This window comes from Aquisalimonas asiatica (assembly GCF_900110585.1).
Classification (GTDB): Bacteria; Pseudomonadota; Gammaproteobacteria; order Nitrococcales; family Aquisalimonadaceae; genus Aquisalimonas; species Aquisalimonas asiatica.
The window spans coordinates 465065-476821 of sequence record NZ_FOEG01000002.1 but is presented as its reverse complement, the minus strand read 5'-3'; the positions used below and the strand labels follow the sequence as shown (position 1 = coordinate 476821).

The following is an 11757-nucleotide window of genomic DNA, read 5'->3' as shown; positions in this document are numbered from 1 at the left end:
TGTAACGCGAATTCAGCGACGGAGAGTTAACGGACCATGTACGCCGTGATCAAAACCGGAGGCAAGCAGTACCGCGTCTCCGAAGGGGACATCCTGCGCGTCGAAAAGCTTGACGCCGAGCAGGGGGCATCCATCGAGTTCGACCAGGTGCTTCTCGTTTCCGACGGAAATGACGTGAAGATCGGTACCCCGGTTCTGGACGGCAGCAAGGTCAAGGCCGAAGTGACCGACGCCGGCAAGGGTGACAAGGTGCGGATCGTCAAATTCAAGCGCCGCCAGAACTACCGGCGCATGAAAGGGCATCGTCAGCCCTACACCGAAGTCAAGATTACCGGTATTTCCGCAGGCTGATTTCCAGGAGCAGCAAATGGCACATAAAAAGGCAGGCGGTAGCACGCGCAACGGCCGCGATTCCGAGTCGAAGCGCCTTGGCGTGAAGCGGTTTGGTGGCCAGGAAGTCGTGCCGGGTAACATCCTGGTTCGTCAGCGCGGCACCCATTTCCACGCGGGTGAAGGCGTGGGCGTTGGCCGCGATCACACCCTGTTCGCGAAAGCGGGCGGCAAGGTGGTGTTCGAGCGCAAGGGTCCGCGGAACCGCAAGTTCGTGAGCGTTCGCAGCCACTGATTGCGATCACAATGCGACGCTCCGGAAAAACCCCGTCTTCGCACGGGGTTTTTTGTTGTCGGGTATTCCCCGTTTGCGTTCATAATGCGGCAGTTGGTCAAGGCTGAGCGACGTCTCCCATGAAATTCCTCGATGAAGTCACCATCCATGTGGCCGCCGGCAATGGCGGTGATGGCTCTGCCAGTTTCCGGCGGGAGAAATTCGTGCCCTTCGGCGGCCCCGATGGCGGTGATGGTGGCGCGGGCGGCAGCGTGTGGCTGGAGGCCAACGAAGGGCTGAACACCCTGGCCGATTTCCGGCATCAGAAGCGCTTCCGTGCCGAACGCGGCGAGAACGGCATGGGCAGCCAGCGAACCGGGCGCAGTGGTCAGGATGTGACCATCCCGGTGCCCATCGGCACGGTCATCCGCGTGCGCGAGACCGGCGAGCAGCTGGGCGACCTCACCGAGCACGGCCAGCGCCTGCTGGTGGCGAAAGGGGGGCGTGGCGGCCTCGGCAACCTGCATTTCAAGAGCTCCACCAATCGCGCGCCGGAACAGACCACGTCCGGCAAACCCGGCGAGGACCGCCACCTGGAGCTTGAGCTGCAGGTGCTGGCCGATGTTGGCCTGCTGGGGATGCCGAACGCGGGCAAGTCCACGTTCATCCGCGCGGTGTCGGCCGCGAAACCCCGCGTCGCCGATTACCCGTTCACCACCCTGCACCCGAACCTGGGCGTGGTCAGCGTCGGTCCGGACCAGAGCTTCGTTATCGCGGATATCCCCGGGCTGATCCGTGGTGCGTCCGAAGGGGCGGGGCTGGGGGTGCGGTTTCTCAAGCATCTCAGTCGCACCCGGCTGCTCCTGCACCTCGTCGATGCCGCGCCGATGGACCCCCAACAGGACCCCATCGACGATGCTGTCGGCGTGGCGGAGGAGCTGGCGCGGTTCAGCCCGGAGCTGGCGCGCACGGAGCGGTGGCTGGTGCTGAACAAGCTGGATCTGCTGCCCGAGGACGAGCGCGAGGCGTGGAAGCAGGAGCTGGTCGAGGCCATGGGCTGGGACGGGCCGGTGTATGCGATCTCCGGCCTCACGGGAGACGGAACGCGCGCCCTGTGCATGGATGTCATGGCACGCCTGGAGCGGATGCGCGAGGACGCAGATGAGGCCGGCGCATGAGTGAGCGACAGGATGGAGAGGCCACCCGGAAATGGGTGGTGAAGGTCGGTAGCGCACTGGTGACCAACGATGGCCGGGGGCTGGACGGGACCCGGATTGCGGGCTGGGTGGACGAGCTGGTGGCGCTGCAGAAGGCCGGCATCCAGGTCACCCTGGTGTCGTCCGGTGCCGTGGCCGAAGGGATGCAGCGTCTGGGCTGGATGGCTCGGCCGCGGGAGCTCTACAAGCTTCAGGCCGCCGCTGCCGTGGGCCAGATGGGGCTGGTGCACACCTACGAGGCGGAGTTCCAGAAGTACGGTCTGCACACCGCGCAGGTGCTGCTCACCCACGACGACCTCAGCGACCGGCAGCGCTATCTCAACGCACGCACCACCCTCCGTACGCTGCTGGAGCTTGGCGTGGTGCCGGTGGTGAACGAGAACGACACGGTCGCCACGGACGAGTTCCGGTTCAGTGACAACGACACCCTGGCCGCGCTGGTGGCCAACCTGGTTGAAGCCGAGCAGCTCGTCATCCTCACCGACCAGGATGGCCTGTTCGAGAGCGACCCCCGGGAGAACCCCGACGCGCAGCTCATCGCCGAGGGCGACGCCGGCGACCCGGAGCTGGAACGGCTCTGTGGTGGTGGCGCAGGCCAGTACGGCCGTGGTGGCATGCTGAGCAAGGTGCGCGCCGCCGCACGCGCGGCACGCTCCGGTGCAGCGACGGTGATCGCCTCCGGGCGTGAAGCAGGGGTGCTGGCGCGTGTGCGCCAGGGTGAGCCCGTGGGCACGTATCTGCGTCCGGCGCGGGAGCCGCTGGGGGCGCGCAAGCAGTGGCTGGCCAGCCAGATGACGGCCAAGGGGCGCCTGTGGCTGGATTCCGGCGCCGTGCGCGTCCTGCGCGAGTCCGGGAGCAGCCTGCTGCCGGTGGGGGTGACCGCTGTTGACGGGCGGTTCTCACGCGGCGAGATCGTGGCCTGCCTGTCCCCCGAGGGGCGGGAGGTGGCGAGAGGGTTGGTGAACTACGACACCAATGAAGCGCGGCGCATCAAGGGCGCACCGAGCGCGCAGATCGAGGAGCTGCTTGGCTACGTGGATGAACCGGAGCTCATCCATCGCGACAACCTGGTGCTGACGTAGCCGGACTGCACACACAAATACCGCCGAACCCCGAGGGGAACGGCGGCATCTGCAGCGTACGGAACAGGCTCAGCCCAGGGCGCGGATGTGCGCGTTCAGGCGGCTCTTGTGCCGTGCGGCCTTGTTCTTGTGGATGATGCCCTTGTTGGCCATCCGGTCGATCAGCGGCACGGCAGCCTGATAGGCGTCCTGCGCCTTCTGCTTGTCACCGGCCTTGATGGCCTTGATGACACTCTTGATCTTCGTGCGCATCATGGAGCGACGCGACTTGTTATGCAGACGCCGGGCGTCGTTCTGGATGGCACGTTTCCGTGCTTGCGGCGAGTTAGCCAAGGTTTAAGCTCCTGACGATCTTCATCAAGTTCCGGAAAGGGCACGTAATATGCGGATTTCGGGGCGCTCTGTCAACCGGATTTCGCGCGCCTCCATGTCCGCGGGCGGGGCTGCTATGATCGCGGGCTTTCGGCAGGGATCAACCCGGCCGCGGTGAAAGGAGGCATTGGCTTGACGAAGGCATGGATCACCAGTCGGCTCCGCCGGCGGGAGCGCGACGCGGGGAGGGCGTCGTGAGCCTGTTCCGCTCCACTGCCGTGTTCGGTGGCCTGACCATGGTCTCCCGCGTGCTGGGCCTGGCCCGGGACGTGGTGATTGCCAACGTGTTCGGCTCCAGCGCGGCCACCGACGCGTTCTTTGTCGCCTTCAAGATTCCCAACTTCATGCGCCGGCTGTTCGCCGAGGGCGCCTTCTCCCAGGCATTCGTGCCGGTGCTCTCGGAGTACCGCACTCAGCAGGACCAGGCAGCCGTGCGTGCGCTCGTGGGCCGTGCCTCCGGCACGCTGCTGCTGATTCTGCTGGTGCTCACCATCGCCGCGGTGCTCGCTTCGGATTACCTGGTGATGCTGTTCGCGCCCGGGTTCATGGATGATCCGGAGACGTTCGGCATGGCCGCCGACATGCTGCGGATCACGTTCCCCTATCTGTTGTTCATCTCCCTGGTGGCGTGTGCCCAGGGGGTGCTGAACACTTACGGCCGCTTCGGTCCGCCCGCATTCGCGCCGGTGCTGCTGAACCTGGTGCTCATCGCCAGCGCCTGGTGGTGGACGGCGTGGTTCGACGAACCCATCAAGGCGCTGGCCTGGGGCGTGTTCATTGCCGGCATTCTGCAGTTGCTGCTGATGCTGCCGTTCCTCCGTGCCGTGGGCATGCTGACGTTGCCGCGACCGAACTGGCGCGATTCCGGGGTGCGGCGGATCATGCGCCTCATGCTGCCGGCACTGTTCGGCTCCTCGGTGGCGCAGATCAACCTGCTGGTGGACACCATTCTCGCGTCGTTCCTGATTACCGGGAGCGTCAGTTGGCTGTACTACTCGGACCGGCTCATGGAGTTCCCGCTGGGCGTGTTCGGCGTCGCCCTGGGCACGGTCATCCTCCCGCGGCTGTCCAGCGAGCACGCCGCACGCTCGCCGGAGCAGTTCTCCCGGACCCTGGACTGGGCCCTGCGCTGGGGCGTACTCATCGCCACCCCGGCCACGGTAGGGCTGGCGGTGATGGCCGGCCCGATCCTGGCGACGCTGTTCCAGCACGGTGCGTTCACCGCCGCCGATACGCGTGCGGCGACGCTCAGCGTCATGGCCTACGCCATCGGGCTGCACGGGTTCATTCTCGTCAAGGTGCTCTCGCCGGGGTTCTTCGCCCGTCAGGACATGACCACGCCGGTGAAGTACGCCGCCGTCAGCATGGTCTGTAATATGGTGCTCAGCATTACGGCGGTCATGCTGCTCATGGATACCGAAGTGGGGCACGCGGCCCTGGCGCTCGCCACGGGCATCGCCGCCAGCCTCAATGCGGGCATGCTGTTCACGGGGCTGCGCCGGCGCGGGGTGTACCGGCCGGGCGCCGGCTGGGGGCGGCTGCTGCTGCAGGTGGGGCTGGCGTCTGCGATCATGGGCGGCGTGCTCCTGTTCGGCATGGCCGACCTGCAGGCGTGGATCGATGGCACCCTGCTGGAGCGGATCGGCGCACTGTTCGGCTGGTTGCTCCTCGGTATGGCGCTGTATGGTGCGAGCCTGCTGCTGCTGGGGCTGCGGCCGCGGACCCTGCGGGAACCCTGAAAACGAAGAACACCGCCGGCGCGCGTGACGGAACGGGAATGGTATGGAACTGATTCGCGGGCAGTACAATCTCAAGCCGCACCACCGGGGCTGCGTGGCGACCATCGGTAATTTCGACGGCGTGCACCTGGGGCATCAGTGCATTCTCAAGCGGCTGCGCGAAGCCGGAGACCGCCTCGGCCTGCCGACGCTGGCCATGAGTTTCGAGCCCCACCCGCTGGAAGTCTTCCGCCCGGAGGAGGCGCCTGCCCGGATCACGCCCCTGCGCGACAAGGCGTGCGCACTGGAGACCGCCGGGGTGGATCGCTTTCTCTGCCTGCCGTTCCGGCCGTCCCTGTCGGGCATGGCGCCGGAGACGTTCATCGAGGATCTGCTCCTGCGGCGCCTGGGCGTGCAGTTCCTGATCGTGGGTGACGATTTCCGGTTCGGGCATCGCCGTGCCGGCGATTTCGCCACCCTGGAGGCGGCCAGCCACGCGCACGGTTTCGAGCTGGAGCGCACACCGACGTTCGAGATCGACGGTGCCCGTGCCAGCAGCACACGGGTGCGCGAGGCTCTGGAGCGGGGCGATCTGGTGCTGGCCGAGCGGCTGCTTGGTCATCCGTATCAGCTCTCCGGGCGCGTGGTGAACGGGGACCGCATCGGCCGCGAGCTGGGCTTCCCCACGGCCAACATCCGGCTGCGCCGGCGGCCGACCATGGACGCCATCCTGGTGGCGGATATCGACATCGGCGACGGCGCCGGCCCGCGCCCCGGGATCGCCAGCATGGGCACGCGGCCCACGGTGAACGGCACCCGGGCGCTGCTGGAAGTCTACCTGCTGGATTTCAGCGGCGACCTCTACGGCCGGCATCTCACCGTGACCTTCCGCCACTGGTTGCGCGGCCAGGAGCGTTACGATTCCCTGGACGCCCTGCGGGAGCAGATCGCGCGGGATGTGGATGATGCCCGCGCCTGGTATCACGCACACGGTGTACGCCGTTCTGCGACGGATGCCTGAATCGTCCGCGCGCGCGATCTGATAAACTTCCCTGTTTGGCGGAATTTGCTGGATAGAGTGGAGCGAGTGGACCGGTGAGCGACTACAAACACACCCTGAACCTGCCGAAGACCGACTTCCCCATGCGCGGGAATCTGGCCAAGCGTGAGCCGGAGACCCTGCAGCGCTGGGCGGACATGGATCTCTACGGCACCATCCGCCGCGAGCGGGCAGGGCGCGAGACGTTCATCCTGCACGACGGCCCCCCGTACGCGAACGGGGACATCCACATCGGCCACGCCGTCAACAAGATCATCAAGGACATCATCGTCAAGAGCCGCACCATGGACGGCTACGACGCGCCCTACGTGCCGGGCTGGGACTGCCACGGCCTGCCCATCGAGCTCAAGGTGGAGCAGGACGTGGGCAAGGCGGGGCAGGATGTCTCCCTGCGCGAGTTTCGTGACGCCTGCCGCGCCTTTGCCATGCGGCAGGTGGAGGGGCAGCGCCGCGATTTCAAACGCCTCGGCGTGCTCGGCGACTGGGATCGCCCCTACCTGACCATGGCGTATGGCACCGAGGCCAACATCCTGCGGGCGCTGGGCCGCATCATGGGCGAAGGCCACATGGATCGCGGCTTCAAGCCGGTGCACTGGTGTGCCGACTGCGGCTCCGCCCTGGCGGAGGCCGAGGTGGAATATCATGACCACACCTCGCCGGCCATTGACGTGCGCTTCACCGTGGCGGACATCGAGGACTTCGCCGCCCGCGTCGGCATCGACGCCGGGCTGCTGGGCGGCCTGCGGGTGTCCATCCCGATCTGGACCACCACGCCCTGGACGCTGCCCGCCAACCGCGCCGTGGCGCTGCACCCGGAGCTGGACTACCGGCTGGTGCTGGTCGAGCGCGAGGGCGAGCGGGAAGCCCTGCTGCTGGTGGATGGCCTCGACGAGGCCGCCCTGGGCCGCTACGGCATGACCGAGGTGGACGAGCTTGCCCGGTTGCCGGGTGCGCCGCTGGAGCGCGTCACCCTGAATCATCCGTTCCTGGAGCTGCAGGTGCCCGTGGTGCTTGGCGAACACGTCACCACGGATGCCGGCACCGGTGCCGTCCATACCGCCCCCGGTCACGGTCAGGAGGACTACGTGGTCGGCCAGGCCTACGGCCTTGATGTGGTCAATCCGGTGGGTGACGATGGCCGCTTCCTGCCCGACACCCCGCATGTGGCGGGGGAGTTCGCCTTCGACGCCAACAGCAGCCTGGTCAGCCTCCTGCAGGAGCGCGGCGCGCTGCTGGCGCATCAGCGCTACCAGCACAGCTACCCCTGCTGCTGGCGCCACAAGACCCCGATTCTGTTCCGGGCAACGCCCCAGTGGTTCATCAACCTGGAGCAGGCGGGTCTGCGCACCAACGCCCTGGGCGCCATCAGCCAGGTGCGCTGGATGCCGGCATGGGGCCAGAGCCGTATCGACGGCATGGTGCGCAACCGGCCGGACTGGTGCATCTCCCGGCAGCGCAACTGGGGCGTGCCCATCGCCCTGTTCGTGGACAAGCGCACCGGTGAGCCCCATCCGGAGACGCCGCGTCTGCTGGAAGAAGTGGCGACCCGCATGGAAGCCGACGGCATCGACGCCTGGTACGACCTGGATCCCGCCGATCTGCTCGGCGCCGAGGCGGATCAGTACGAAAAGGTCCGCGACATCCTCGACGTCTGGTTCGACTCCGGCGTGACCCATGCCACCGTGCTGGAGTCGGACGAGCGCCTGCGCGTGCCGGCGGATCTGTACCTGGAAGGCTCGGATCAGCACCGGGGCTGGTTCCAGTCGTCCCTGCTCACCTCCGTGGCCATGCGCGGCCATGCGCCCTATCGCAGCGTGCTCACCCACGGCTTCACCGTGGACGCCGACGGCCGCAAGATGTCCAAGTCCCTGGGTAACGTCATTGCTCCCCAGGAGGTGATGAACAAGCTCGGGGCCGACGTGCTGCGGCTGTGGGTCGCCTCGTCCGACTACAGTGGTGAGCTGGCTGTCTCCGACGACATCCTCAAGCGCACGGCCGATGCCTACCGCCGCATCCGCAACACCGCGCGCTTCCTGCTCGGCAATCTGGCCGGGTTCGACCCGGCGACCGACATGGTCAGCCCGGAGCGCATGCTGCCCTTCGACCGCTGGGCCGTGGATCGTGCCCTGCAGGCGCAGGACGACATCGTGCGCTGCTATGACCAGTACGAGTTCCACCGCATCTACCACCGCATCCACAACTTCTGTGCGGTGGACATGGGCAGCCTGTACCTGGACGTGACCAAGGACCGGCAGTACACCACGCCGGCGGACAGCCTGGCACGGCGCTCCTGCCAGACGGCCATGTACCACATCGCCGAGGCGCTGGTGCGCTGGATCACGCCCATTCTCAGCTTCACCGCCGACGAGATCTGGCAGCATCTGCCCGGCGAGCGCGGCGCCACGGTCTTCACCGCCGAGTGGTATCAGGGCCTGTTCGAGCTGAGCGGCGAGGACGGGTTCGACCGCGCATTCTGGAGCGGCGTCACCGAGGTTCGCGAGGCGGTGGCCCGGGAGCTGGAAGCCCTGCGTGCGGATAACCACATCGGCGCCTCCCTGGATGCCGAAGTGGATCTCTACTGCGAGCCGGAGTTGCTGGCACAGCTGCAGCGCCTGGGTGACGAGCTGCGCTTCCTGCTCATCACGTCGGAGGCGCGTCTGCACCCGGCGTCGGACATGCCCGGCAAGGCCGCGCGCGCCGAGCTGGAGCAGGGCGGCACCCTGGGCATCGTCGCGGTGCGCTCGGGCCACGAGAAGTGCACCCGCTGCTGGCACCGCCGGCATGACGTTGGTGCCTACGCCGCCCATCCCGAGCTGTGCGGGCGGTGCGTGGCCAACGTCGATGCCGACGGCGAAACCCGCAACGTGGCCTGACCATGCGCCGGTTCGTGCCCCTGTGGCTCCTGGTGGCAGGCTCGGTGGTGGTGCTCGACCAGGCCACCAAGCTGCTGGCGGACGCCTGGCTGGATTACCTCCAGCCGGTGGCGCTGCTGCCGGTGCTCAATCTCACCCTCAGCTACAACCCCGGGGCGGCGTTCAGCCTCCTCGGTGATGCCGGCGGCTGGCAGCGGTGGCTGTTCACCGGGTTTGCGCTGGTGGTCAGCGTGGCGCTGGTCATCTGGCTGCGCCGGTTACCGCCGTGGGATCGCTGGCAGACCTGGGGGCTGGCACTGATCCTGGGCGGCGCCGTGGGTAACGTGATCGATCGCATCGCCTACGGCCACGTGATCGATTTCATCCACGTCTACTGGCGTGACTGGCACTACCCCATCTTCAACGTGGCGGACTCCGCCATCACCGTCGGTGTGGTCCTGATTCTGATCCACGCCTTCTTCCTGGACGACCGTAAGCAGCCGTAGGGTGGACCTTCAGGTCCACCGTGACCGCACACACGACGATGGTGGACCTGAAGGTCCACCCTACGGGTCCTGCGGGTCCTGCGCATGCGCCAACGGCCGGCCGCTCGCACGCCCCGGAATTCCTTTTGTCCCGATCCGCCGCACCCACTACAATGGCGCCTCGAAGCGCTTTTCTGGAATGACTGCCATGCCCCGTATCCTGCTCGCCAACCCCCGCGGCTTCTGTGCCGGTGTCGACCGCGCCATCATTATCGTGGAGCGGGCGCTGGAGAACTTCGGCGCGCCCATCTACGTGCGTCATGAAGTGGTACACAACAAGCGCGTGGTGGACGGCCTGCGTAGCAAGGGCGCGGTGTTCGTGGACGAGGTCCATGAGATCCCGGATGGTGCCACGGTGATTTTCAGCGCCCATGGTGTCTCCCAGGCCGTGCGGGACGAAGCGGCCGAGCGCGGTCTGCGTGTGTTCGATGCCACGTGCCCGCTGGTGACCAAGGTCCACCTGGAAGTGGAGAAGCACGCGCGGGAGGGCCGCGAAGTGGTGCTCATCGGCCACGACGGCCACCCCGAGGTGGAAGGCACCATGGGGCAGTATGTGGGTGACCGCTCCGACGAGGGCGGCATCTACCTGGTGGAGAAAACGGAGGACGTGGCCACTCTGGAGGTGAAGAACGCCGCCGATCTGGCCTTCGTCAGCCAGACCACGCTGTCCACCGACGATACGGCAGAGATCATCGAAGCGCTGCAGGCGCGATTCCCCGCAATCCAGGGCCCGCGCAAGGACGATATCTGCTACGCCACCCAGAACCGCCAGGACGCCGTGAAGGAGCTCGCGCAGCAATCCGACATGCTCATCGTCGTCGGCGCCCGCAACTCATCCAACTCCACCCGCCTGCGGGAGCTGGGCGAGCGCATGGGCATCCCTGCCTACCAGATTGACTCGGCCGAGGATCTGCGTGAAGAGTGGGTCCGCGGTCACGAGCACATTGGCCTGACAGCAGGGGCGTCGGCGCCGGAAGAGCTGGTGACCGAAGTGCTGGATCGCCTCCAGGAATGGGGCGTGGAAAAGCCCCGGGAACTCGCCGGCCGCGAAGAGCAGGTCGTCTTTTCCCTTCCGCGTGACCTTGTCCGCGCAGGCAAGGAACGCGCCGCCACCTAGCCAGCCCGCACCCCGATGCCCGTAGGGTGGACCTTCAGGTCCACCATCGCAGCCTCCAGACCAAGCCGCCAGCCGTAGGGTGGACCTTCAGGTCCACCAAAGAAGCCCCCAGACCAGACCGACAACCGTCGGGTGCCCCGTCAGCACGCGTTGTTCTCTCCGTCTCGGGCCACCCGCATCCTCCCCGAAAATGCCAGCACCATCCCCCGCAGGACTTCTCCTTCGGCATTGCATGCCGTGAATGTCCCGTTGGATGCACGCGCATCCCCAAGGGGAGAGAAGCGCACCGTGTCACTCACGAACTGGTTGGTGGTGATGTACGCGCCGGTATCAAGCCCAGGACTGATCGACAGAACACGGCCGCCGTGGTCGCACCGACCATCGGTTTCGGCGTTGCAATCCCGCCTATTGGCGGGGTCTTCGAACACGATCCACCCCTCGCTCCACCGCTCACCTGCCAGGCAGGCCGAGCCGTCGGTGCTGCGGCAGGCAGTCACCTGCATCCCGTTTCGTATCGCGTACTCGCGAGCCTGATGCAGCCCGGTGCGAAGGTCGTTCAGACTGGCCTCGCTTCGCTCGTGTTCAATGAGACCGGTGAACGAAGGGATGGCAACACCGAATAGTATTGCCGCGACGGCCAATACGATCAGGAGTTCCACCAAAGTGAAACCCGAGTGAGATTGCCGTTCCATGGCAATTGCGCTCCAGAGGTGATGTCCTCGCGGGCGTACGTTATGTGCGTCAGTCTCGATGTTCTGCAGAGCCCCGGTATTGCGGCCCTACCAGCAATTACTTGTATTCCCGTCCACTGCGCCCCGCTGGCCGGTGTGGGTTAGCGTAAGTGCGCCGCAGTCATCATTGACTTGCGCCCCATCGGGTTGGGCCCGCAGCTCGAACGTATTGGGCCCCTCGTTCTCATCCACGCTTTGCAAGGAGTAGAAGTCGGTACTGTAGTCAGCAGGGTCGATGCAAAGGCCATCCCCATCCATGTAGGACTGCGTCTGCGTGTAGCAGCGTTCCAGGCTTTGCGCAGCCTGCATGAGCGCACTGTGGGCGTCCGCACGTCGCGTGTTCTCCACATGATTCTGGTACGCCGGGTAGCCGATGGTCGCGAGTATGCCAACGATGGCGACCACAACCATCAGTTCAATCAGGCTGAAACCTCTGGTAGGCGTCCGTGTCATTTCTAT

12 protein-coding genes are annotated in these 11757 nt (G+C 66.3%); 9 read left to right on the top strand and 3 right to left on the bottom strand.

The genetic code is table 11. The features are described from left to right. Positions 1–36: 36 nt before the first annotated feature. From rplU to proB, 4 genes are all read left to right on the top strand, one after another. Positions 37–351 carry a 50S ribosomal protein L21 gene (gene rplU, locus BMZ02_RS06945; RefSeq protein WP_091641289.1) on the top strand — a complete coding sequence of 105 codons (315 nt, stop codon included), beginning with the start codon at positions 37–39 and terminating at the stop codon, positions 349–351. A gap of 16 nt (positions 352–367) precedes the next feature. After that, positions 368–625 carry a 50S ribosomal protein L27 gene (gene rpmA, locus BMZ02_RS06940; protein ID WP_091641286.1) on the top strand — a complete coding sequence of 86 codons (258 nt, stop codon included), beginning with the start codon at positions 368–370 and terminating at the stop codon, positions 623–625. Between the two features lie 119 nt (positions 626–744). Beyond that, positions 745–1782, top strand: a complete 1038-nt coding sequence (gene cgtA, locus BMZ02_RS06935) for an Obg family GTPase CgtA (RefSeq protein WP_091641284.1) — start codon at positions 745–747, stop codon at positions 1780–1782. Then, positions 1779–2903 carry a glutamate 5-kinase gene (proB, locus tag BMZ02_RS06930; protein ID WP_091641281.1) on the top strand — a complete coding sequence of 375 codons (1125 nt, stop codon included), beginning with the start codon at positions 1779–1781 and terminating at the stop codon, positions 2901–2903. The genes cgtA and proB overlap by 4 nt, the downstream gene beginning before the upstream one ends. Before the next feature lie 69 nt (positions 2904–2972). Here proB and rpsT read toward each other — a convergent pair whose 3' ends face one another. After that, positions 2973–3236, bottom strand: a complete 264-nt coding sequence (gene rpsT, locus BMZ02_RS06925; RefSeq protein ID WP_091641279.1) for a 30S ribosomal protein S20 — start codon at positions 3234–3236, stop codon at positions 2973–2975. Positions 3237–3418: 182 nt separating this feature from the next. Here rpsT and murJ point away from each other — a divergent pair, with 182 nt between their 5' ends. The 5 genes from murJ (at position 3419) to ispH (ending at position 10567) form a co-directional block, all read left to right on the top strand. Beyond that, positions 3419–5014: a murein biosynthesis integral membrane protein MurJ gene (gene murJ / locus BMZ02_RS06920; protein WP_091641276.1), complete on the top strand. Its 1596-nt coding sequence runs from the start codon at positions 3419–3421 to the stop codon at positions 5012–5014. Positions 5015–5057: 43 nt separating this feature from the next. Beyond that, positions 5058–6014: a bifunctional riboflavin kinase/FAD synthetase gene (gene ribF, locus BMZ02_RS06915; RefSeq protein ID WP_091641273.1), complete on the top strand. Its 957-nt coding sequence runs from the start codon at positions 5058–5060 to the stop codon at positions 6012–6014. 74 nt (positions 6015–6088) lie between these two features. Continuing rightward, a complete protein-coding gene (ileS, locus tag BMZ02_RS06910) occupies positions 6089–8926 on the top strand; it encodes an isoleucine--tRNA ligase (protein ID WP_091641271.1) in 2838 nt (945 codons plus the stop codon). A gap of 2 nt (positions 8927–8928) precedes the next feature. Next, positions 8929–9411: a signal peptidase II gene (lspA, locus tag BMZ02_RS06905; RefSeq protein WP_171909841.1), complete on the top strand. Its 483-nt coding sequence runs from the start codon at positions 8929–8931 to the stop codon at positions 9409–9411. A 187-nt stretch (positions 9412–9598) separates the two neighbouring features. Then, on the top strand, positions 9599–10567 hold the full coding sequence (ispH, locus tag BMZ02_RS06900) for a 4-hydroxy-3-methylbut-2-enyl diphosphate reductase (protein ID WP_091641268.1): 969 nt from the start codon (positions 9599–9601) through the stop codon (positions 10565–10567). 140 nt (positions 10568–10707) lie between these two features. Here the strand turns inward: ispH and BMZ02_RS06895 are convergent, their stop codons facing one another. Next, positions 10708–11259, bottom strand: coding sequence for a GspH/FimT family pseudopilin (locus BMZ02_RS06895; RefSeq protein ID WP_091641919.1), 552 nt, complete (start codon positions 11257–11259; stop codon positions 10708–10710). An 87-nt stretch (positions 11260–11346) separates the two neighbouring features. Next, on the bottom strand, positions 11347–11751 hold the full coding sequence (locus BMZ02_RS06890; RefSeq protein ID WP_091641266.1) for a type IV pilin protein: 405 nt from the start codon (positions 11749–11751) through the stop codon (positions 11347–11349). Positions 11752–11757 lie beyond the last annotated feature (6 nt).

Coding starts and splice junctions, on each gene's coding strand:
- rplU (WP_091641289.1), top strand. CDS start 37: ATGTACGCCGTGATCAAAACCGGAGGCAAGCAGTACCGCGTCTCCGAA.
- rpmA (WP_091641286.1), top strand. CDS start 368: ATGGCACATAAAAAGGCAGGCGGTAGCACGCGCAACGGCCGCGATTCC.
- cgtA (WP_091641284.1), top strand. CDS start 745: ATGAAATTCCTCGATGAAGTCACCATCCATGTGGCCGCCGGCAATGGC.
- proB (WP_091641281.1), top strand. CDS start 1,779: ATGAGTGAGCGACAGGATGGAGAGGCCACCCGGAAATGGGTGGTGAAG.
- murJ (WP_091641276.1), top strand. CDS start 3,419: ATGGATCACCAGTCGGCTCCGCCGGCGGGAGCGCGACGCGGGGAGGGC.
- ribF (WP_091641273.1), top strand. CDS start 5,058: ATGGAACTGATTCGCGGGCAGTACAATCTCAAGCCGCACCACCGGGGC.
- lspA (WP_171909841.1), top strand. CDS start 8,929: ATGCGCCGGTTCGTGCCCCTGTGGCTCCTGGTGGCAGGCTCGGTGGTG.
- ispH (WP_091641268.1), top strand. CDS start 9,599: ATGCCCCGTATCCTGCTCGCCAACCCCCGCGGCTTCTGTGCCGGTGTC.
- BMZ02_RS06895 (WP_091641919.1), bottom strand. CDS start 11,259: ATGGAACGGCAATCTCACTCGGGTTTCACTTTGGTGGAACTCCTGATC.
- BMZ02_RS06890 (WP_091641266.1), bottom strand. CDS start 11,751: ATGACACGGACGCCTACCAGAGGTTTCAGCCTGATTGAACTGATGGTT.